The organism is Algoriphagus antarcticus (assembly GCF_002150685.1).
GTDB classification, from domain to species: domain Bacteria; phylum Bacteroidota; class Bacteroidia; order Cytophagales; family Cyclobacteriaceae; genus Algoriphagus; species Algoriphagus antarcticus.
On the sequence record NZ_MSSW01000102.1, the window covers coordinates 1 to 23,018 of the forward strand.

The 23,018-nt window shown below is 34.9% G+C and carries 23 protein-coding genes and 1 pseudogene; all 24 read left to right on the top strand.

Going from position 1 to position 23,018, the window contains the following annotated elements; genetic code table 11:
• Positions 1 to 978 precede the first annotated feature (978 nt).
• Positions 979 to 1,977: a mannose-1-phosphate guanylyltransferase gene (locus BVH04_RS23835; RefSeq protein ID WP_086543967.1), complete on the top strand. Its 999-nt coding sequence runs from the start codon at positions 979 to 981 to the stop codon at positions 1,975 to 1,977.
• Between the two features lie 72 nt (positions 1,978 to 2,049).
• Positions 2,050 to 2,364, top strand: a complete 315-nt coding sequence (locus tag BVH04_RS23840) for a four helix bundle protein (protein WP_240511053.1) — start codon at positions 2,050 to 2,052, stop codon at positions 2,362 to 2,364.
• A gap of 304 nt (positions 2,365 to 2,668) precedes the next feature.
• Positions 2,669 to 3,979, top strand: a complete 1,311-nt coding sequence (locus tag BVH04_RS23845; RefSeq protein ID WP_086543968.1) for a nucleotide sugar dehydrogenase — start codon at positions 2,669 to 2,671, stop codon at positions 3,977 to 3,979.
• A 48-nt stretch (positions 3,980 to 4,027) separates the two neighbouring features.
• Entirely contained in the window at positions 4,028 to 4,477 is a 450-nt protein-coding gene (locus tag BVH04_RS23850) for a DUF6934 family protein (protein WP_205635924.1), read from the top strand.
• A 6-nt stretch (positions 4,478 to 4,483) separates the two neighbouring features.
• Positions 4,484 to 4,639 carry a hypothetical protein gene (locus BVH04_RS25635; protein WP_169714507.1) on the top strand — a complete coding sequence of 52 codons (156 nt, stop codon included), beginning with the start codon at positions 4,484 to 4,486 and terminating at the stop codon, positions 4,637 to 4,639.
• A 30-nt stretch (positions 4,640 to 4,669) separates the two neighbouring features.
• A pseudogene (locus tag BVH04_RS23855) lies at positions 4,670 to 4,972 on the top strand (hypothetical protein); the annotation flags it as partial.
• A gap of 103 nt (positions 4,973 to 5,075) precedes the next feature.
• Positions 5,076 to 5,267, top strand: coding sequence for a DUF4160 domain-containing protein (locus tag BVH04_RS23860; RefSeq protein ID WP_086543970.1), 192 nt, complete (start codon positions 5,076 to 5,078; stop codon positions 5,265 to 5,267).
• 31 nt (positions 5,268 to 5,298) lie between these two features.
• Entirely contained in the window at positions 5,299 to 5,517 is a 219-nt protein-coding gene (locus BVH04_RS23865; protein WP_086543971.1) for a DUF2442 domain-containing protein, read from the top strand.
• A gap of 366 nt (positions 5,518 to 5,883) precedes the next feature.
• Positions 5,884 to 6,879: an SDR family oxidoreductase gene (locus tag BVH04_RS23870; RefSeq protein ID WP_086543972.1), complete on the top strand. Its 996-nt coding sequence runs from the start codon at positions 5,884 to 5,886 to the stop codon at positions 6,877 to 6,879.
• Positions 6,880 to 6,899: 20 nt separating this feature from the next.
• Complete coding sequence (locus BVH04_RS23875; protein WP_086543973.1) at positions 6,900 to 7,478, top strand: acyltransferase; 579 nt, start codon at positions 6,900 to 6,902, stop codon at positions 7,476 to 7,478.
• 19 nt (positions 7,479 to 7,497) lie between these two features.
• Entirely contained in the window at positions 7,498 to 8,946 is a 1,449-nt protein-coding gene (locus tag BVH04_RS23880) for a lipopolysaccharide biosynthesis protein (protein ID WP_086543974.1), read from the top strand.
• A gap of 70 nt (positions 8,947 to 9,016) precedes the next feature.
• Positions 9,017 to 10,441 carry an O-antigen polymerase gene (locus BVH04_RS23885; RefSeq protein ID WP_140160656.1) on the top strand — a complete coding sequence of 475 codons (1,425 nt, stop codon included), beginning with the start codon at positions 9,017 to 9,019 and terminating at the stop codon, positions 10,439 to 10,441.
• A gap of 88 nt (positions 10,442 to 10,529) precedes the next feature.
• Positions 10,530 to 11,618, top strand: coding sequence for a glycosyltransferase family 4 protein (locus tag BVH04_RS23890; RefSeq protein ID WP_086543976.1), 1,089 nt, complete (start codon positions 10,530 to 10,532; stop codon positions 11,616 to 11,618).
• A complete protein-coding gene (locus BVH04_RS25935; RefSeq protein WP_205635925.1) occupies positions 11,608 to 12,195 on the top strand; it encodes an acyltransferase in 588 nt (195 codons plus the stop codon). The genes BVH04_RS23890 and BVH04_RS25935 overlap by 11 nt, the downstream gene beginning before the upstream one ends.
• On the top strand, positions 12,192 to 13,319 hold the full coding sequence (locus BVH04_RS23900) for a glycosyltransferase (protein ID WP_086543977.1): 1,128 nt from the start codon (positions 12,192 to 12,194) through the stop codon (positions 13,317 to 13,319). The genes BVH04_RS25935 and BVH04_RS23900 overlap by 4 nt, the downstream gene beginning before the upstream one ends.
• A 44-nt stretch (positions 13,320 to 13,363) precedes the next feature.
• The gene (locus tag BVH04_RS23905) at positions 13,364 to 14,092 is read left to right on the top strand and encodes a class I SAM-dependent methyltransferase (protein WP_086543978.1); all 729 of its coding nucleotides are present in this window, start codon (positions 13,364 to 13,366) and stop codon (positions 14,090 to 14,092) included.
• Position 14,093: 1 nt separating this feature from the next.
• Positions 14,094 to 15,113 carry a polysaccharide biosynthesis protein gene (locus BVH04_RS23910; protein ID WP_086543979.1) on the top strand — a complete coding sequence of 340 codons (1,020 nt, stop codon included), beginning with the start codon at positions 14,094 to 14,096 and terminating at the stop codon, positions 15,111 to 15,113.
• Entirely contained in the window at positions 15,113 to 16,237 is a 1,125-nt protein-coding gene (gene wecB, locus BVH04_RS23915; protein WP_086543980.1) for a non-hydrolyzing UDP-N-acetylglucosamine 2-epimerase, read from the top strand. The genes BVH04_RS23910 and wecB overlap by 1 nt, the downstream gene beginning before the upstream one ends.
• Positions 16,238 to 16,629: 392 nt before the next feature.
• The gene (locus tag BVH04_RS23920; RefSeq protein WP_086543981.1) at positions 16,630 to 17,496 is read left to right on the top strand and encodes a dTDP-4-dehydrorhamnose reductase family protein; all 867 of its coding nucleotides are present in this window, start codon (positions 16,630 to 16,632) and stop codon (positions 17,494 to 17,496) included.
• Between the two features lie 229 nt (positions 17,497 to 17,725).
• Positions 17,726 to 18,682 carry a glycosyltransferase family 4 protein gene (locus BVH04_RS23925; RefSeq protein ID WP_205635926.1) on the top strand — a complete coding sequence of 319 codons (957 nt, stop codon included), beginning with the start codon at positions 17,726 to 17,728 and terminating at the stop codon, positions 18,680 to 18,682.
• Positions 18,675 to 19,097, top strand: a complete 423-nt coding sequence (locus BVH04_RS23930; RefSeq protein WP_086543983.1) for a WxcM-like domain-containing protein — start codon at positions 18,675 to 18,677, stop codon at positions 19,095 to 19,097. The genes BVH04_RS23925 and BVH04_RS23930 overlap by 8 nt, the downstream gene beginning before the upstream one ends.
• 4 nt (positions 19,098 to 19,101) lie before the next feature.
• Positions 19,102 to 20,739, top strand: coding sequence for a capsule assembly Wzi family protein (locus BVH04_RS23935; RefSeq protein ID WP_086543984.1), 1,638 nt, complete (start codon positions 19,102 to 19,104; stop codon positions 20,737 to 20,739).
• A gap of 427 nt (positions 20,740 to 21,166) precedes the next feature.
• Positions 21,167 to 22,324, top strand: coding sequence for a glycosyltransferase family 4 protein (locus BVH04_RS23940; RefSeq protein WP_086543985.1), 1,158 nt, complete (start codon positions 21,167 to 21,169; stop codon positions 22,322 to 22,324).
• 471 nt (positions 22,325 to 22,795) lie between these two features.
• Positions 22,796 to 23,018: helix-turn-helix domain-containing protein (locus BVH04_RS23945; RefSeq protein ID WP_169714508.1), on the top strand; the 223-nt coding region annotated here is incomplete at its 3' end.

The following is a 23,018-nucleotide window of genomic DNA, read 5'->3' on the forward strand; positions in this document are numbered from 1 at the left end:
CAGGCTACCCATAGGTCGTCCCGATGGGACTCTTCTAAATCAAGGTCGAATAATCATTCATCCTTATGACGAGTTATTTCCGCATAGTTGTTTTCATTTTCCTTGCAAGAACTTTCATCTTATCACAGAATATAGTGCGCCGGAGACAAAGGCTTGTTTGTCTTTTGCACCCATGGTTACAAAACATGTCGTGCCGAAAGGACTTTTTACGGTTGATTTTAGTCGCATATTTTGTAAGGGCGAATAATCATTCTCCCTAAAAACATTTCAATTCGTGCTATCCTCAAAGTTTATAGGTATTGTGATTTCCTAAAGCTAGATTTTAAACATCCACATAGCCTTTCTCCCTTTTAGGGGTCGGGGTCACGACAGCATTCTGTCGTCCTAAGCATCGGTGGTCACTCTAGTTTTCAAAATCTAACTGGTTTAATATCACCCGATCCCTACAGATTGAAGATAATCTCTACAGAGATGTATTTCTAAAAGCACAGTAATCCAAAACTTTATGATTTGGATTACTATTTGATAAATCACCGTGGTTGGAAAACTGTATTACCTTTCGAAATGCAGATTTCAGTATATAAAAATTCAGATCAAAAATAGTATTTAAAATGAGTACAAAAACTACTCACTTCCCTATCTTTGCAACCTCAAAGGCTTTAAAAAGTGGACAAAATTAAAATTTTGACATTATTAAAGCCCTTTTATTTTGGATTCTGTAATTGAGTTACTAGTAACTTATTCAGAATAGAAGACAGGCAAAGATCCTAACAGGGTTGATAAAGGGATTTCTAACCACCCCTATTATCAGCCAGAAATGGGACTGAAAGGGCGAAGCTGTACCTAGATATACCTACTTTTCCGCCTTGGCGGATTTTAATACTGGAAAATTATTTTCTTTTAAATACCGATATAATTGAAGTTAATTTCCAACCATGCTCAAAATATTTTTTTTTAATCCAAAATTCGATTTCGTAAATGTCAGTAATTAATGTAATTCTTTCAGGTGGTGTAGGTTCCAGACTTTGGCCTCTTTCTCGTAAATCCCGGCCTAAGCAGTATTTGCCTATTTTTGAAGGTGAAACCTTATTTCAAAATACTGTAAAGAGGAACGCTGAGTTTTCTGAGAAGGTTATTGTGGTTGGGAATTGCGACAATTTTGATCTCTCAAGAAAGGATCTTGCATCTGCAGGTATCTCCAACTACATAGAAATAATTGAGGCATGCCCTCGAAATACAGCCGCTGCAATAGCTTTTGCAGGATTTTCGGCCAAACCAACTGATATTTTATTTGTAACTCCCTCAGATCATTTGATAGAATCTGCTTCTGATTATCAGCTTGCTGTGGACAGAGCTGTTCAGCTTGCCAAGGAAGGGTACATTGTCACTTTCGGTTTAAAGCCAAAACGCCCGGAAACGGGTTATGGTTATATAGAGGCAGCCGGTGAAGAGGTAAAGAGTTTTCGTGAAAAGCCAAATTTGGAAACTGCAGAAACATTTATGGAGAGCGGGAACTTCTACTGGAATTCAGGAATGTTCTGTTTTCAGGCAGGAGTGTATCTGGAAGAATTGAAAGCTTTTGAACCGGAAGTATATGCGGCCTCCAAAACTGCCTTTGATACATCCTCAGCTGGCAAAATGGATTTTGATCTTTCCATGAAGATTCCTTCGATTTCTGTTGATTACGCAGTAATGGAGAAGACCAAGAAAATCAAAGTTGTGCCTTCTGAATTTGCCTGGTCAGATATGGGATCGTTTGAATCTATTTATGATCATTTCAAAAATCAGGGTTTTGCTGTGGACGGGAAAGGCAATATGGTCATCGGTACAAATCTTCACACCGAGTTCTTAGGTTTAAAAAATACACTTCTTATCCAAACCGCTGACGCTATCCTGATTCTCAAAAAAGACAACGCTCAAGATGTGAAGAAAGTGTTTGAGCGACTGGAGAGGGAGAAGCCGGAGTTGGTGGATTAAAGGGTTAATTAGTTAAAAGTTATTTTGTTAAATGTTAAATCGTTAAGTCTTAAAATTTATACTTATTGAAATTTGGCAAGTATCACATCTTTTGAGAATCTAGAAATATGGAAATTAGCTAGGGAACTTTGCTTGTATGTTAGAGTTTTAAGTAGAAAAGAATTATTCTCTAAAGATTTTCGCTTTTGTGGTCAGATTAATTCTGCAGCAGGTTCAATTATGGATAATATCGCAGAAGGATTTGAGAGATATGGAAATAAAGAGTTTATAAATTTTTTATATATAGCCAAAGGTTCAAATGGGGAGGTTCGTTCGCAGTCTTTTAGAGCCTTAGACGCTAATTTCATTAACAATTTTGAGCATAGTGAAATTCAAAGATTAACTTAAATCTTAAAATTCAAAATTCAAGGCTTAATTCAGGTGCTTAAAAATAGTAGTGGAAAGGGGTATAAGAGAAGCGTTGAATGTTAATTTGTTAAACGTTATTTAGTTAAATGACAATAGATCCAGCTCTCAACGATTTAATCCATTAACCCTTAACCCTTAACAATTTAACCCTTAACCGATCTTTTGTTAAATGTTAATCAGTTAAATGTTAATTATTACCAGCTTTGAACGATTTAACTCTTAACGAATTAACATTTTAACCCTTAACCCTTAACCCTTTAACTATCAACGATTTAAATTTTATATGCTTACTAAATTAGAAGAAAGTAAAATCGCCATCATTGGTCTAGGCTACGTCGGCCTTCCACTTGCGGCAGCATTTGCCGGGAAATATAAAACTGTAGGTTATGATATCAACCCTTCAAGAGTTGAGGAGTTGCAAAAGGGGCGTGATAGAACCTTGGAAGTAGCCGATGAGGATCTAAAGAAAGTGTTGGTACTAACCGGACAGGAATTAGATGAGAAAGGAAACGGATTGCTAATTACAGATGCAATCATGCCTGTTTCTACTGCCAATATCTATATAGTTACAGTGCCAACTCCTACTGATAAACACAATAGACCTGTTTTGACTCCAATGATTAAAGCATCAGAAATGATTGCTAAGCTATTGAAAAAGGGGGATGTGGTGATCTATGAATCAACGGTTTATCCTGGAGTGACAGAAGATGAATGTGTGCCAGTATTGGAGAAAATTTCAGGGTTAAAGTACAACGAAGACTTTTTTGCAGGATATTCTCCTGAGCGTATCAATCCAGGGGATAAGGAACATACGGTTACCAAGATTCTAAAAATAACTTCTGGAAGTACTCCTGAAGTCGCTGAATATGTAGATCAACTCTACAAATCCATAATTACCGCAGGTACGCATAAAGCCTCATGCATTAAAGTAGCCGAAGCTGCAAAGGTGATTGAAAACTCGCAGCGGGATATCAATATCGCTTTTGTAAACGAACTTTCTAAAATTTTCAACTTGATGGGAGTGGATACCCAGGAAGTTCTGGAAGCAGCTGGTACCAAATGGAACTTCTTGCCATTCAAGCCAGGACTGGTAGGAGGGCACTGTATCAGTGTGGATCCATTTTATTTGGCTCAAAAAGCACAGGAACTTGGATATCACCCGGAGATTATTTTGGCCGGAAGACGCCTCAATGATTCCATGGGTAAGCATGTAGCTACTGAAGTGATTAAGTTGATGATGCGTAAGGACTTGAAGGTGATAGATTCAAAGGTGTTGATTTTAGGATTTACATTTAAGGAAGACTGTCCGGATGTACGAAATACCCGAGTAATTGATATCTACAATGAACTTAAATCATTTGATATGGATGTGTGTGTCTATGATCCTTGGGCAGATGCAGCAGAGGTGATGCATGAATATGGAATAGAGATAATCAATGGAGGCGAAAAACCAGTATTAGAAGATTATTCAGCCATAATCCTTGCAGTAAGCCATCAGGAGTTTAAATCTTGGGATATTCGGAAATCGGATCAACAAGTGGTGTATGATGTGAAAGGAATGCTGAGTAAGGAATTGGTGGATGCGAGATTGTGAATAGGAAAATAGGATTAGATAAATTCCATAAAACGTTCTTGATTTGAAATGATTTTACCAAAATACCCGTTATCATCGAGTAGCCAGTTGATGACTTTCGAATTCGAAAGTGAGGGTAAGTTTGGTAAAGTTGCTAAATTGGTAGCGTATCAACCAACCAATTTAAAGGGAGTTTATAATTTGGCATTCGGTGACAAAAACACTGAAACTGGTCAAATAAATGATAGGGTAATAACTGACAATGGAGATCGAGATAAAGTCCTTGCTACAGTAGCAGCTACCGTTTATGCTTTTACGGATAAATATTCGGATTCTTGGGTATATTTAATTGGAAGCACAAAATCTCGAACTCGATTGTATAGAATGGGTATCGCAAAGTTCCTTGAAGAGTTGAATCAAGACTTTGAGGTTTACGGGCAACTAAATGATAGCTGGGAAAAATTTAGACGCGACACTGAGTTTGAAGGATTCTTGGTAAGGAGAAAACAAATAAATTGAAAAAAGATGAACTCAAGTAATCTATTGACTGATCTTAAAAAAAGGAAAACACCCATCGTCAAAATTGATCCAAGTTTAAATCAATACGATGGGCAGATTTTGTTTCCTGAAAAGCTTGAAAAAGCTAATCAAATGCTAAAAATAATCGGATTGCCTAAATAAATTTTACGAGATCCTAAATCCTACGAGGTAAAGAACATTTCCACCGGGTTCATCAACCATATGATGCGCAAAGACATCAAGGTGATTGATTCCAAAGTGCTGATTTTAGGCTTTACATTTAAGGAAGCCTGCCTGCCGAAGGCAGGACTGCCTGTCCGCCGGAATGCAAGGAAGGAGGATCCCGATGTACGGAACACGAGAGTAATCGATATCTACAATGAACTCAAATCATTTGATATGGATGTATGTGTCTATGATCATTGGGCAAATGCTGCAGAAGTAAAGCATGAATATGGAATTGACATTATCAATGACGGCGCAAAGCCAGTATTAGAACCAATTCTTTAAATAAAAAGATCATCCTTAGACGATTAAGGTAGCAAATCTTAGATAAATTTGATTTGCAGCAAGTTTCTGCAACGTCTTATTAAATTATATGCCCACGTTATTTATAATATTTGGATTAAGATTTTTCTTTTATTCAAATGAGCATTTACCAATTCACATTCATGTCAAAAACGGTGATGGAGAAGCTAAGTTTGATGTAAAAAAAGTACTTGTTATTTCTAATAAAGGACTAAAGAAAAAAGATGTTTCGTTAGCTTTGGCTATATTCGAAGAAAATTAAGAAATCATTATCAATAAATGGAACGAATATCATGGAACATAATATAATAAACGTATGGTTTGAAGATGATAAAATTTTTATTCAAACAAGTAATGGTGAAAAAAGAAGCCATCCCTTAAATTGGTTCCCTAAGTTACAAAAAGCCAGTAAAGAAGTTTTGGAATCCTTTACATTGTCTCCATTCGGGATTCATTGGGAGAAATTAGATGAAGATTTAAGTTATGAGGGTTTTTTTACTTATGTAAAGTGAATCTGATGCCGGAAGTAAAAGAAGCTAAGTAAGCGGAATTATTAAGTATTAAATGTTAATTCGTTAATCGTTAAAGATTCCTTGCCATTAACACTTTTAACTTTTAACCCTTAACGCCTTTTCCGTTAATCATTAATTCGTTTAATGTTAATCAATCCCTGCCATTAACCATTTAGCCCTTAACCTTTAACATTTTAGCCCTTTACCTTTTAACTCTTAACGTCTTAGCGATTATCCTTGCAGTAGGTCATCAAGAGTTCAAAACTTGGGATATTAAAAAATCAGATCAGCAGGTAGTGTTTGATGTAAAATCGGTATTGCGCAAAGAGTTGGTTGACGCTAGACTATAATTTTAGAAATACAGATATGTTTGAGCAATTCAAAACACAATTAGAAAATAAGAAAGTATTAGTAACGGGAGGAGCTGGTTTCATCGGCTCCAACTTGTGTGAAGTTTTATTAGGCTTGGGAGCATACGTTACCTGTTTGGATAATTTCGCGACAGGGCATAAACACAATATTGAGCCTTTTTTAGAGAATGCAAATTTTACTCTAATTGAAGGTGATATTCGAGACTTATCTACTTGCCATGCTGCCTGTAAAAACCAAGATTTTGTGCTACATCAGGCAGCTTTAGGTTCAGTACCCAGATCTATCAATGATCCGATTACTACCAATGACGTAAACGTGGGTGGATTTTTGAATATGCTGGTAGCAGCAAGAGATGCTGAAGTCATGCGTTTTGTGTATGCTGCGAGTAGTTCTACCTATGGTGACTCGGAGGCTTTACCAAAGGTGGAGGATGTCATAGGCAAACCCTTATCTCCCTACGCGATTACCAAATATGTGAATGAGTTGTACGCAGAGAACTTTTTTAGAACGTATGGTTTAAACACTATTGGTTTAAGATACTTCAATGTCTTTGGAAGAAGGCAAGACCCAAATGGAGCTTATGCAGCGGTAATCCCGCTATTTGTAAAGAAATTTATGAATCATGAGAGCCCCGTAATCAACGGAGATGGGACTTTCTCCCGTGATTTCACCTACATAGACAATGTGGTGCAGATGAATCTACTCTGTATTACTACGGAGAACGAAACGGCTCTAAACCAAATTTACAATACTGCAGTGGGAGATAGAACTACCTTAGTTCAATTGACCGAATTAATTAAAAAGCATCTGGCAGTTTATGATCCATCCATATCGGATGTAGATATAGTGCATGGGGCGAATCGTAAGGGGGATATTCCTCATTCCTTAGCATCAGTTGCAAAAGCTAATAAAATGCTTGGTTACAAAGCAACCCATTCAATTGATGCAGGGATTGAAGAAGCTGTAGGCTGGTATTGGGAGAGTTTGTAGTTTAATATAAATTATACAATTTGCTAGAACTTAAAAATTTCTTAATTAGATATAATAGATATTTTTGGTCTATTATAAATAATCTTTTACTTTTTGGATTTAAGTATAAAAGGTTAAGCCTTGGAAAGCGAGTTTTAATATCTGGCAAAGTCATGTTAAATGACAATGTGGGTATTGGAGATTATTCTATGTTAATAGATAATATTACTCTTGGCAGGAAGGTTAGAATAAGTGAAAATGTTGAAATTAGAGGTACTTTTGCTCAAATAAATATTGGGGATAATTGTTCGATAAATCGAAATTGCACTATTAGAGGTAAAGTTTCGATAGGGAACAATTGTTTAATAGCTCCAAACGTTGTAATTGTTGGATCAAATCATTTGTTTGAAAAGAAGGATTTGATTAAGAATCAAAAGTTATCAATGGAAGGTATTATTATTGAAGACGATGTATGGATAGCCGCAAACGCTACTATTTTAGATGGTGTCAAAATTGGAGTAGGTGCAGTGATAGCAGCTGGAGCAGTCGTTAATAAAAATGTTGAAAATTATCAAATTGTAGGAGGCGTACCCGCAAAACTGATTAGTGAAAGGACTTAGATTTTTGTATGAATAAATAATGAATCTAAGAAAAAAAACTATCAAAGGTGTCCTATGGAATGCCTTTGAAATGTTTGGGGGTAAAATTATTCAAATTGTTATTACAGTAATACTTGCCAGAATGCTTACTCCAGAAGATTTTGGAGTTATTGGGTTACTTGTAATCTTTACAGAACTTTCAAAAGTAATATTAGACAGTGGGTTTTCTCAAGCTTTAATAAGAAAGCAAGATTCAGATCAAACCGATTTTACCTCAGTGTTTTATTTCAATATTTTTATTGGAATAGTAGTTTATTCAGGTCTCTACTTATTAGCTCCTTTAATTAGTGATTTTTATAATTATCCTGAACTAACAAATATCTCAAGAGTTGTTTTCTTAACTATTTTTATAAATTCTTTTGGGATTGTCCAAAATGCCAAAATTATAAAGGAAGTTAATTTTAAAATTTTAGCCAACAGGACTATAATTGCAAATTTGTTGGCAGGAATACTTGCTGTTTATTTAGCTTACAACGGGTTTGGGGTTTGGGCTTTAGTTATCCAAATGGTATTAGCTTCATTTTTACGTGTCATCTTTTTGTGGGTGTTTGCTAAATGGGTGCCTTCGCTAAGCTTTAGCTTTAAACCTATACGAATATTATTTGCTTTCAGTGGTAATTTGTTGCTTTCTGGAATGTTTGATGTTATTGCGTCTAACATTCAAACTCTTTTAATAGGAAAGTTTTATACCAAAGCTGATTTAGGTTTTTATACTCAAGGAAAACAACTTTCAGTTATTCCGTCCCAAACCCTAACTACTGTAGTTAGAAATGTGACATATCCTACCTTATCGGTTTTACAAAACAAGGACGAACAACTCAAGCAAGCATATCGAAAAGTAATAAGGATAGCTTTTTTTATAGTTTTTCCATTGATGTTAGGGTTGGTCGTTGTTGCAGATAAGTTAATCCCATTGGTACTAGGAGATGCTTGGAAGCCAGCAGTAAAATACTTTATGCTTTTATGTATTACAGGAGCTATTTTTCCATTATATTCGATTAATCAAAATATTTTTTTAATAAAGGGAAATAGCAAACTTTATTTAATGGTGTCAATTGCCCTGAGGATAATAACTTTTATATCTATAGCCATAACGATTTGGTATAGTGTTTTGGTTTTAGTTATTGGTCAAGTAATCGCAACCATCGTAAATACTTTAATAATAATGTATTATTCTGGCCGTGAGATTGGGTATGGATTGAAGGAACAGTTTGGAGATATATCCTCTACTATGTTTATATCTTCTGTATTATCTTTTATAATATATTATATAGGTATCGAAATTGTGATAATAAATAGTTTTTGGACTATATTTGCACAATTTATTATTGGTTTAATTTTATTTTTGTTTATGTCATTTATTTTAAATTTAAAAGTTTTAAAGGATTTAAAAGATATTTTTTTATCACTTAAGAATAGGGATAAATAATGTTAGCTAATAAAATTATATTTAATAATATTATCCTCAATAAAAGTTATTTAAACTATCATTTTTTTATATGAATAAGACTTATTATCTGGGACCACTGAACATTTATTCTTTACGAGGAATAATTGTTTTAATTTCACTTCTGGTTTCATTTTATTGCTTACTTTTATCACTTAATAGTGATTCTACTAACGGTATACAATTTGTATTTATTATTCCCTTTTGTTTTGCTTTTTGTTTGTGGTTTTTTTCTAAGAATAATATATATTTTGGACCGGGCTTGATAATACTTTATATAATGTTATTCTTGAAATACGTTGTTTTCTTTCCGTTCTATATTCTTGGCGGCTATGAATCAGATGTTATTCCTCGAGTTTTGATTAGTGAATATGTTTATTTGGTCTATTATCTTATGTTAGTTGAAATGGTTTTAATTTTTTTTACCATTAAATTTTTCTCAAGAAAAAAAAATATCGTAATTCCATTTGTAACAAAGCCCAATTTTGTATTTATTTTTCTGTTGGTAGTCTGTTCGCTTATATTAATTATTGCTTTTCCAGTATTGTTAAGAAATTACCATTTCGTTTTTGACTCATCTAGGTATGCTGATCCTACATATGCCTTTGGAGATGAAGAAATGGTTTATGGCCCTACATTAGGACTCGAACTCTTAAAATTTACAATTATTTTTTTAAATCTTTATTTATTTGAGAAGTATTGCTTAAAATATTTTTCAAGTAAAAAGGCTATTTATATATTTTTGTCTGTTGTTTGTATACTTGTTTTTTCACTATTCTATATTGGTATTAGTAGATCTAGTATATTATTGCCTTTTCTTTCATATTTTTTTATAGTTTCAAAATTTTATAAAGAATATAGTAAAAAAATATTACTCTTTATTTCTATATATTTCTTTGTACTCATGTTGACTCTTACTATTTTTAAACAATTTAGAACGAGTTCAGTATCTGATGGAGTGGAGATTTTTATTGGCCCAGTTTACTTTTCGAATTTTATAAATGGTTATACTAATAGTTTTCCTAATATTTATCAAGGTTTATATGGTTTTAAAGATTATGAAGGCGAAATAGATGTTGAATTAATATTAAATGACTACTTAAGTTCCATTCCCTTTTTACATAGATTAGCAAATATGGATTATCGAACTAATGTAATTTTTAATGAGAAGATTTCAACTGTCAATAGACCTAGTTCCAGAATTTTACCAATGAGCATTCAAGGTTATATGCATTTAGGAGTGGTTTTCTTTTTTATTTATCCTGTTTTATCAGTTCTTCTTATTCTCTATTTTGATTCCTTTTTTCTGCAATCTAATAATGTTTATACTTCTTATGCTTTTGCTTTTGTTTCTATCGCCATTGGTTTTAGTATTGGACACTTATTTACATTTCACGTGGTTGGAAGAATTTTTAGGGTATTTTTACCCATGATTCTTTTAGTTTATATTAATAATAAGAAATTTAAAATCAGATAAGTTCTGTTTAATTTTTCATTATCAAAATTTCAATCATATTTTTAACACTCTGTTCCTTTTATGTATAATTAATTTTTAATTCTGTAATATGAAAATCCTTGTCGTAGGTAATGGCTCTATTGGTGTTGATAATGACTCCTCCTTTTTCATAAACAATCACACTGGTTATTTCTTGCAGGGTATCAGTGAAAAGCATACCGTTAGTTTTACACAAAATACCACCATATATGACCAAAATAATAATCTTCAAAACTTTGATCTAATTACTCATAATTTGGATTTTGAACTCTTACCGAATAAGAAGTCACTGTCTTTTCTTCCTAAACTTTTAAGTTTGGTGACTAATAATGAATTTCTTTATATCTTCTATCCTGGAACCCTAGGTAAAATCATTGGACTTATGGCTATTATGTTAAGAAAGCCGATAGGACTTTATATTAGAGGACAGTATTATAATCAAGGTATCATTGATCGAATTATCCTAAAATATTCTAAGTTCATATTGACGGTTTCACCTTCATTATCTAATGATCTTTTAACATTTTGTGATACCGTTGATGTGATTAGACCCATGATTAGCATTGAGCTAGATGATTTGAAGTTGGATCGTAATTACAATAGCCCTCAGACATGGAACCTGCTTTTTGTGGGTAGAGTGGAAGAGAGAAAAGGGATTAATGAATTGCTGCATATTGCAAAGCATCTTAAATTTAATGATTTTAATTTTATTCTGAATATAGTTGGAGGGGGTGATTTGTTTGAAGAAGTCAAAACCAATATTAACCAATTAGGTCTTCAGAATAATGTTATCTTGCATGGCTTAATTTCTGATAAAGATGAATTGAAAGCTATGTACGATGATGCGAATGCTTTTATTTTCACATCTCACGATGAAGGTTTCCCTCGAGTACTCTATGAAGCAATGGCTAGTGGACTGCCTATTTTTACCACATTTGTTGGTGGGATTTCTGGGAGAATGGAGCATCTATCTAATTGCATTGAAATTCCAGTGAAAGATTCAGCAAAAGCAGGGGTCATCGTTAATCAATATTTAGATCAAGTAAGAGTTCTGGAAAAAGTTGGAAAAAAAGGTCAAGAAACTCTGCAGGAAATCATAAATGGCTCCTTATTATCGCACGCTGATTTACTTTTGAAAAATTTGATAAATGAAAAGTAAGCTTATCAAATATTGGAATTTAGAACCCCTTGGATTAATCAAATTCTTGAGTGTTATCATCAGTGTACTATACATTTCAGTTTTTGAAAAAGTGTCCAGTTTTTTTTGGAAGTTTAATTTGGGGAAAACGGGTAATAAGTTAGTTGTTCAAAAGGGAGTCTCTATTCGATATCCTCATAACTTGAGCTTTGGTAACCATGTCTCTATAGGTAGAGGAGTTAATATCTATACTGAATTTCCTGACAGCAAATTGATTATTGGCAATAATTCTCAAATTAATAAAGGGGTGGAGCTTGACTTTAGTGGTAATGTTACTATAGGCGATTATGTAGTTATTTCTGAGCATGCTAATATAATGAGTCACGATCATGGACTTAATCCACTCTCAAAACCCAATAAAATTGTAAAAGTTATTAGTGACAGAGTTTGGATAGGTGCAAACGCAATTATTTTACCTCAAGTACGATATATTGGACAGAATGCAATTATTGCAGCTGGTGCAATAGTTACCAAAGATGTAGCCGCAAATACCATTGTAGGTGGGAATCCCGCCAGAGTTCTCCGTCAGATTCAATGAAAATTTTTCATCCTCTTTTATGTTACTATCCCTCACAAGCGGGTGGACCTGCTAACACCTTATATTGGCTAAATTCTGCATTGGATAGCTCTGAATTTGAAGCAATTGTCCTATCCACAGATTTCGGATTGGACGCCAAAGTTTCTTTAGATCTTTTGTCTGTAGAAACAAGTACTCCAAGTCAGGAGGTTCAATTCGTGAATAATAAAGGTAAAGACTTTTTGAAAATCGGGATGAAATTTATTAGCGAAAGCGATATTGTTCAATTTTCCAGTCTTTTTTTTCCACCTACTCTGCCACTTTTGATTAGTGCAATCTTCAAAGGCAAGAAAGTGATTATTTCGCCGAGAGGAGAGCTTTATCCTGCTGCATTGAAGATTAAGTCTTTTCAGAAAAAAGTTTGGTTGCTTTTAGTTGGGGTGTTTCAAAAGAAAATATATTTTCATGCGACCAATGAATTTGAATCTGGTATTATTGCTAAATACTTTCCCAAAGCCAAAGGAGTAAGTGTAATACCCAATTATGTAAAAATGGCTCCTAGGTATGAAATGGAAGTCATTAAAGATCAGTTTTTGTTTATTGGAAGGATTAACCCAATAAAAAATATTGATGTTTTAATTAAGTCAATTGCATATTCACAGAAATCATTGGATAAGAAATTGAAGTTGGTTATAGCTGGTTCAGCTCGTTTACCCTACGAGATAGTCTATGAAAAGCAACTGAAGAAACTGGTTAATACTTTAAATCTTCAGGATTCGGTTACTTTTTTAGGGCACATACAGGGTGATGACAAAGACAAACTGATTGCCTCTTCCTTTGCATTAGTACTACCTTCACAATCTGAAAACTTTGGTAATGTCGTATTAGAGGCTTTGGCACAAGGAACCCCTGTTATTGCCTCTAAAAATACTCCTTGGGAATCTTTGAAAGAATGTGGAGCTGGTTATTGGACTGAAAGTTCTGTTGAGGAAATTTCAAATTCAATTATGAAAGTTATTAATCTAAGTGAAATTGAATATCTTCAAATGCGTTCTAATGCTTATTCATTGTGTACTTCCACTTTTGACATTGAATCAAATGTCTCCGTTTGGGAGAATTTATATAAAAAGCTATTAAATTTTTAAAAGTGAAAATCTATTAATTCACGTACTATTTAAAAATTTTTATTATGATATTATCTAAGTTTATAAATCTTAATAAAAAAGCTTCTTTAGCTACATATAAATTGTTTTCTCATTTGTTTGGTCCAGCAAATAAGTGTGAATTAGATTATTATGATTATTTAAAACAATTTGAATTTTCTACTTTGACTGTTTTGGAATTAGGGGGTACACAAAGACCAATTTTTAATAAATCTGAAGTAAAGCAATACATAGGACTTGATATTGATAAAGATTTTAACTGGGAAAATCATTATCATGTTTATTTAAATCAATCTTGTACAGATCCTATTAATATTAAAGCTGATATCATTATTTCTAAATATTTATTAGAACATGTTGATGATAACAAAAAGACATTTCAGAATATTATTGATTGTTTAAATAATAGTGGTAGTTCTATTCATGTTTTTCCTTTAGGCTTTCATCCTTATTCGCTCATTACAAAATTAATTGGGAACAAAACTCAAAAATCATTAATTAAATTATTACGGCCAGAAGCCGAAGAAATTTCAGGATACCCGGTATATTATAACTTGTGTAATTCTTTTTCATTGGAAAAGCACTTAAAAACAATTGAGGGTGTTTCTTTTGAGGTTAGGTATTATTATGGAGCTTCTGAGTACTTCTTTTCCTTTTATCCTGCCTATTTATTTATAGAAGTATTTAATAGGGTTTTCCATATGTTAAAAATTAAAATATTCGCATCTAATGCGGTCGTCATTATCAAAAAATAGTATGTTCAAAAATAAAACACTTCTAATTACCGGAGGAACTGGCTCCTTTGGCAACGCAGTTCTAAAACGCTTTCTAGATTCTGATATCGAAGAAATTCGGATCTTTTCCAGAGATGAAAAGAAACAGCATGATATGCGGGTTGCCCTAAACAGTCCTAAGGTTAAGTTCTACATTGGTGATGTGCGAGATTACAGTAGCTTGGATACAGCCCTGAAAGGCGTTGATTTTGTCTTTCAAGCGGCTGCTTTAAAGCAAGTACCTTCTTGTGAGTTCTTCCCAATGGAAGCTACAAAAACCAACGTTTTTGGTACTGAGAATGTAATCAAAGCCTGTGTGGCAAATAAGATCAAAAATGTAATCTGTCTGAGTACTGACAAAGCTGCCTATCCTATCAATGCAATGGGTATGACCAAAGCCTTGATGGAAAAAGTGGCAGTAGCTGAATCAAGAAATATCAGGGAGAATAAGACCAAAGTTTGCCTTACACGCTATGGTAATGTAATGGCTTCCCGTGGCTCTGTGATCCCTTTATTCATTGAGCAGCTGAAAGCGAATAAGGCCTTGACTATTACTGATCCCGAAATGACAAGATTCCTAATGTCATTAGATGAGGCTGTTGATCTGGTTATGTTTGCTTTCGAGCATGGAAATCAAGGTGATTTATTCGTTCAAAAAGCGCCTGCCTCTACTATAGGAGACTTAGCTCAGGCATTGAAGGAAATGTTTAATTCTGATTCTGAAATTAATATTATTGGTACACGTCATGGAGAGAAACTTTTCGAAACGCTTTGTACCCGCGAGGAAATGTTGAAAGCGGATGATTTGGGTGATTTCTTTAGAATTCCTGCTGATAATAGAGACTTAAATTATGGTAGTTACTTCACGGAAGGAAATACTCATGCGGCTGACTTGGTCGATTACAATTCACATAATACCAGAAGATTAACCATTCCAGAAATCAAAGAGAAATTGATGAGTTTGGAATATATTCAGGATGAACTGAAAAATTGGAGCAACTAATGAGCAGTAAATTAAAAGTAGTCACGGTAGTAGGGACACGTCCTGAGATAATACGATTGGCAGAGTGTATTAAGAAATGCGATGAGTTTTTTGAGCATATATTAATTCATACGGGACAGAATTACGATTATACGCTGAATCAGATTTTCTTCGAAGATCTCCAATTAAGAGAACCAGATCATTATTTGAATGTGGCTGGCAAACATCTAGGAGAGACTATTGGTAACGTCATAGCTAAATCTTACGAATTGCTGTCTGAAATCAAACCTGATGCTTTATTGGTGTTGGGAGATACGAATAGTGTGTTATGTACTATTGCAGCCAAGCGCCTGAAAATCCCAATTTTCCATATGGAAGCTGGAAATCGCTGCTTTGATCAGAATGTGCCTGAAGAAATAAATAGAAAAATCTCTGATCATATCTCAGACATTAACTTAACCTACACAGAAAACAGTAGAAGATACCTTCTCAGCGAAGGATTTCGTAAGGACCACGTATTTGTTACCGGATCTCCTTTGAAAGAGGTTTTAGATAAATATATGTCTGAAATAATTGATTCTACCGTAGTTCAAAAGTTGGGATTAGAAGCTAAGAAATACCTTGTAGTCAGTGCACATCGAGAAGAAAATATTGATTTAAAAGATCATTTCAACATTTTGTCAGAGGCTCTGAATGCGGTGGCTGAAAAATACCAGATGCCAATCATTTTCAGTACTCATCCAAGGACAAGAAATAAAATCAAAGCTAGTGGAATCAAATTTCATGAATTGATCAGAAACATTGAACCTCTTGGTTTCTTTGATTATGTGAAATTGCAGAAGGAAGCTTTTGTAGTGCTGTCAGATTCAGGAACGATCTCGGAAGAATCGGCAATGATGGACTTTCCTGCGGTAAGTATCCGAACCAGCACAGAAAGACCAGAAGCGATTGATGCGGGAACGATTGTATTAGGTGGAATAAGTACAGAAAGTATGCTTCAATCTATTCCAATTGCCCAAGAATTGCATGAAAGCGGGCAAGCACATTTACCTTTAGAATATCAAGTGACTAATTGTTCTACCCGAGTAATTAGAGCTATTCAGAGCTATACGTCTATAGTTAATAAAGTTACCTGGAATAAATAATGAAATCGAGCATGCCTGAAACATCTTAAGGAGCGTGATTTCCTAATATGCGAGATTCCATGTGACTTTTAAAAAAAAATAAAAACACATAAAATCGAGCATGTCTGAAACGTCACACGGAGAGATCATTATCACACAGGCGGGAAAGGCAATCCCAACTTTCGGTGCGGGACAGGTTATGACAGTTAAAAAAAAAATATAAGCACTTGAAATCGAGCATGACGAGTAATGTTACCTAGAGTAATGATTGTTCACCATGCGAGATTCCATCTGACCTTTGAAAAAGAAAAAATAAACAGATAAAATCGAGCATGACGAGTAATGTTACCTAGAGTAATGATTGTTCACCATGCGAGATTCCATCTGACCTTTGAAAAAGAAAAAATAAACAGATGAAAAAGGTTTTAGTATTAGGATCAACAGGAATGCTTGGTCACCAGGTGTTTTTCAATTTGGAGAAATCTAAGGGGTTTGAGGTTTTTGATCTTTCCTTTAGAAATAAGTTGAGGGAAGAAACAATCATTTGTGATATTACAGATTTCACAAAGCTTGAAGGAATAATCAAAGAAATCAATCCTGATGTAATAATTAACTGTATAGGCATTTTAATAAAAGGCTCTAATCAAAATCCTAAGAACTCCATTTTAATCAACGCTTACTTCCCGCATTGGCTTGTAGGTGTTGCAGATGAGATTGATTCAAAAGTAATTCACATTTCTACGGATTGCGTGTTTTCCGGTAAGAAGGGTGAATATGTAGAATCTGATTTTCGGGATGCGGATGATGTCTATGGAAGAGGGAAGGGATTAGGAGAAATTTTCTCAGATAAGCACCTTACGTTGAGAACTTCAATCATTGGTCCCGAGATCAAGCAGAATGGCGAAGGGTTGTTCCACTGGTTTATGAATCAAAAAGGAGAAGTAAATGGATTCACCAAAGCACTTTGGGGAGGAGTCACCACTATTGAGCTGAGTAAAACTATTAGAAAAGCTATTATTGAAGATCTAAAAGGTCTGTATCATGTGACAAATGATAGCGCAATTTCAAAATTTCAACTTCTAAATCAATTTAATAAAACCTTCGGTAGAGGAGTTAAGGTTAATTCAGTTGAGGGTAAGAGAGTTGATAAAAGTTTGAAAAGTGAAAAAAATGATATAGATTTTACTATTCCTTCCTACGAAGTTATGATTGAAGAAATGAAAGATTTTATGTTCGAAAATAAGTCATTGTATTCCTCCATTTATCCAGATGCAGGATAAGAGCATTTTGATTATTGGGGAAGCATTCTTCCCCGAGGAGTTTGTTATCAATGATTTAGCCAAATATTGGAAAAATAATGGTTATTCTGTGGAAGTTCTTACTAGAACTCCCTCTTATCCGTTCGGCAAAACTTTTTCGGGTTACAAGAACAGCATATATCAAAAGACCTATTTCGAAAATATACCAATTCACAGAGTACCTGTGATCCAAGGCTATCAAAAGAGTAAGGTGATTAAAATTCTCAATTACGTTTCCTTTGTATTTTTTGCTTCGATTGTAGCGCTATTTATTGGTAGAAGGTTCGATAAAATCTTTGTCTATCAGACTGGTCCCTTAACTGTTGCATTACCGGGAGTTCTGATCAAAAAATTATATAATAAGAATTTAACTATTTGGACACAGGATTTATGGCCTGATACAGTGTACGCTTATGGCTTTAAGCCAAACAGGTTATTGGATACAGTATTGAACACTCTTGTTAAGTTGGTTTACAATTCTTCAGATAAAATTGCAGTTTCTTGTAAAGGATTTGCTCCCAAAATAAATGCTTATTTGAAATCGGAAAAAGTTATTTCATGGATACCCAATTGGTCCATTATAAGTAAATCAGCATCAAACAAACTGAATTTTTCAGGTGAAATTAATTTTACATTTGCTGGTAACATAGGAAAAGTTCAAAATCTCGACAAGGTACTTCTTGGTTTTAGTAAAGCTGTTAAAGAATTTCCTGAAGCATATCTGAATATTGTAGGAGACGGATCTAGTTTGGAAGATTTAAGAAGTCTGGTGGAAGAAGAAAAAATCCCCAATGTGAATTTTATAGGGAGAAAGCCATTGAGCGAAATGCCTGACTATTTTGAAGCTAGCGATGTATTATTGATTTCCCTTGTTGATGCACCGATTTATGAGATTATGATTCCAAGTAAGTTTCAAACTTACCTTCAGTATAAGAAACCTATTTTCGCGGTAATGAAAGGTGAAGTACCAAATCTTCTAAGTGAGTTTCATTTGGGGTTGAGTGCTGATTCTAACGATATAGACATGATTGGGGATCGATTCAAAGAAATGATGTCTTTATCGAAAATAGAATTAGATGAGATGAGCTTATCAGCTCAGACGCTGTTATTTCAATATTTTGATAGAAATAAAAATTTAATGAAATTATCCGAAATTACTCTTGACTAAACCAACTCTTATTCCCATTTCCATTCACAAAGATGAGCGAGGTGAATTGCGATATTGTAACGAGTTTGACCTTTCGTCGGTAAAAAGATTTTACTCAATTTTCTTTAGTGAGCAAGATCAAATAAGAGCTTGGCAAGCACATAAAGTTGAAACCAAAGCTATAATTCCGATTAGTGGAATAGCAAAAATTGTGTTGGTAGAAATCACTGATTTCGATAAAGGATTGGCTGGACAAACTTTTGAATTTATCTTGGATGCAGGTTCGCCAGATGTTTTGCTGGTTCCCGGCGGATATGCAAACGGGCTTCAGTCAAAATCAACAGATTCATCCCTTATGATTTTTTCTAACCTATCATTGGATGAAGCTAAAAATGATGATTTCAGATTTGAGAAGGGTAAGTTTTATAATTGGTGATTAAATGAAAAATTCTTTAGTTCTTTTTCTTTTTTTATTGATTTCAGGGTTCTCATTCTCCCAATCAATCCCTGCTAATTTTCCTGTTTTAGAGGAGAATGCCAGGCGAAGTCAATTACTGGACTCTTTGTATCAATCGACCTCATTTTTATTAAGACCTATTTTAGCTGATACCAGCCTTTATCCATTTTCTGAGAATATTGGCGACAGTGAAATATCTATCAAGCTCAGTTCAATTATTAATACCACGCGAATCAGTTCCAAAAGACCGTATGGTTGGGGTGATAATGGTATGATTCCGAATCCAGGTTTTCAGACCTATTTTTCTGGGGGGGTAGAGCTGAAGTATAAGCATTTCAACCTAACTTTTAGACCTGAACTCGTTATAGCTCAAAACAAAGGATTTAGAACTGGATTGGACAAATTTTCAAATGTTGAGATTAGAGACAAATTTTTTTACTGGAACTATGGAGATTTTCCTGAGAGATTTGGGAATGGTTGGGTTGCAAATCCTTGGTGGGGACAGTCTAAACTCACTTTTCAATATGGTGCTTTTGAAGTAGGGGTTGCGACTGAAAATATCTGGTGGGGACCGGGGCAGTTCAATGCCTTGACTTTTTCAAATAATGCTAAGGGGTTCCCTCATTTCACTCTCAATACAATAAAACCAGCAAAAACGGTTATAGGGAACTTTGAAACTCAACTCATCATTGGCAAACTTCAAAACTCAGGCTATGATCCTTCTCAATACCCTGAACTAAATTCTCAATATTTCACACCATTTTCGGGGGATTGGAGATATTTGAATGCTATAATGTTGTCCTACAATCCAAAGTGGATCCCGGGTTTATTTGCAGGTATTACCAGAACTTTCCAACAGTACAGCGAATCAATGGGGAATGGATTTTTAGATTATTTGCCCGTATTTTCTGGAGTTACAAAAGATAACTATGGTTTTGATAAGGATGCCAATGGCCAAGACCAGCAGATTTCTGTATTTGGCAGGTATGTAATTCCACAAACTAAATCTGAACTCTATTTCGAATTTGGTCGTAGAGATCATGCCAAAAACTGGAGGGAATTCACACTAAATCCAGAGCATGCCAGAGCCTATATTTTAGGTTTTGTACAATTATTTGATTTGCCCTCTGCCAGTAAAATGATTCAGGTTAGAGGAGAAATGACTCAGCAAAAGGAATCTGTTAATACATATATCCGTAATGGTGGTTTGAAGGGGGGATTGACATGGCATACTCATAATCCTACTAGAGGTTTTGTCCAAAACGGACAGCCACTTGGTGTTGGGATAGGAGTCGGTTCTAATGTGCAGACTATAGAGTTCTCACTCGTAGAAGGGATGGATAAAATGGGAATTCAAGTTGAACGCTTGGCTAACAATCAAGACTTTTACTATAAGGCCCTACTTCAGGATACTGAAAGAAAACCCTGGATAGATCTTTCCATAGGTTTCCTTTTTGATAAAAAGTGGGATAATATTTTACTTAGCTCCAAGCTGCAGCTAATACAAGCGCACAACTACCAGTGGCAGCTAGCTCCAGAGAGCACGTCAGACTTTCCGAAAGGGGAGAATATAACTTCATTTTTGGCTCAGACGAGTTTGATTTATTTTTGGAATAAGTGAGTAGTTAGTTTTCAGTGTGCCGTTTTTAGTAGGCACTGACACAACCCATTAACCCTTAACCCCTTAACCCATTAACCCTTAAACCATCAATCCTTAAACTTTTAATTCAACCAAACCTTAATCCTAAACTAACTCTGCAAATTGAGAAATTTAGAATCTTGACTGACTTCACTAGGTGAAAATATTCCCCAAATAGGGTGGAAAAGCCTTAATTCAAGTGCCTAAGCCATAAAATGCAATTCAATATTTATTCAATTGCTTTTTTTGAGAAAATTTTTTTTCTGTTTAAATCTATTCAATGCATGTTCATGTTCCCTTTTGTAATAAATGGAATAGTCAAGGTTTTTATCTAATTGTTAATTTATTCGCAATGGCAATGCAATTGTATTATTATTATTTAAATTTGTAATTCAAAAACCAACTCAGTATGTTTTTTTTATATGCCACACTTACTGCCTTTTCAGTAGGCTTTTTCGTCACTCCGATTCTAATTTCTCTTCTAAAGAAATTAAAAATTGGCGACCAACCGGGAGGTAGGAAAATCCACAAAGCATTTATTCCTTCCATGGGGGGGATCTCTTTCGTGGTGGCAAGTACAGTTTCTCTGGCGATCTGGGGTTGGCAATTCCCACTTCCTGATATCAAGTTTATTTTGGGAGCGATCCTGCTGATGTTTATTGTGGGCTTGAGAGATGATCTGGTAGAGTTAAAGGCATCCAGAAAATTACTGGGGCAATTAGTTGCCGTACTATTAGTGGTGGTAGTAGCTGATGTGAGAATTAGGGATTTCCATGGATTTCTTGGCCTAGGTGAATTGAATGATGTGGTTAGCTATCTTTTCTCTGGTTTTGTTTTATTGGCTCTTACCAATGGATTTAATCTGATCGATGGTCTTGATGGTCTTGCTGGAACCATTGCTGTGATTACTTTTGGTTGTTTGGGGGCATGGTTTCTTGCTCAGGGAGTAGAGAGCTATGCGCTTATCTCTTTCATATTCCTTGGAGGTGTATTGGCTTTCCTTGTCTTTAATTGGCATCCTGCCAAGCTTTTTATGGGGGATACTGGCTCTTTGACATTAGGATTTACTTTGGGAACATTGATTATAGCCTTTATGGGGATCAATGAAGGATTGGCTGAAGGTGCATTTCTTAAATTTGAATCAACCTTCGCAGCTTCAGTAGCCCTAATGATGTTTCCCTTATATGATATGGGAAGAGTGTTTACCAGAAGGATTTCACAGGGAAAAAAACCTATGAGTCCGGACAAATCACACGTGCATCATTTCTTAATGAGAATAGGTTTGAAACATAATCATGTGGCCCTCATATTAGGTTCTCTGCAACTTGGTATTATCGTCTTGGTATTTTTCATGAAGGATTTGACTGATAATATAGTGCTTCCAGTTATTGTCTTGATTTCCATGTTCCTGGGCTACAGGCTTGACAAAGTCACTGTCCACTACTTGAAAAAGAAGGTCGCAATGCAGCCTAGAGTATTGGAAATAAGGCCGGTAAAGATTCACCAAAAATCTAAAATCAAATTGGACAAAAGTGAGTTTAAAGAGTCTGAGGTGAATCTGAATTGATTTAAATAAAGTAGAATTTATGTAGGGTCTCCTTGTTCTGGGAGACCCTTTTTTTTGTTTTAAAGTCAGGTAACCACGGTATACACAGGGTTTTGCACGGAGGTCGTTTAGTTGTTCCGCTTCTCCAGAAGCAGAACATGGTTTATTCTTAATCCTTTTATGATTATCCGCAATTCCCTCTACTTGATAAAGTTGACTTCGTGTATATTCCGATCCATCTTGACCACCTGTTCCGGTGATGTTGACCACTTTTTTCCGATGATGTTGACCACCCCCTTTTATGGGGATATTTCACTATCGAGGGACCTAATTCCGGTGATCTTGACCACTGTCAATCCGACCGTGTTGACCATCTCTGTAAGAGGGGTCAATATTGCCAGAATGACATGATTGAACACATGGATTTTTTCAGTTATCGTTTGCTTTGCGGTAGAACTAACACCGTAAAGTATGGCAGGAAAAACGATAACTATGAGCAATCTTAAACAGATAATTCGCCACCGTGACAACGGCATGGCACTGCAAACCATCTCCAAAACTTTGGGTATTTCCCGAAATACGGTCAAGAAGTACCTTCAGTTGATTGACTCCAAAGGTCTGACCCATGGAGAACTTCTCATCAAAAGCGATGAGGAGCTTGATGTATTACTTTCTGATCCTGACCAAAAATCTGAACAAAGACTACAGGAGCTTA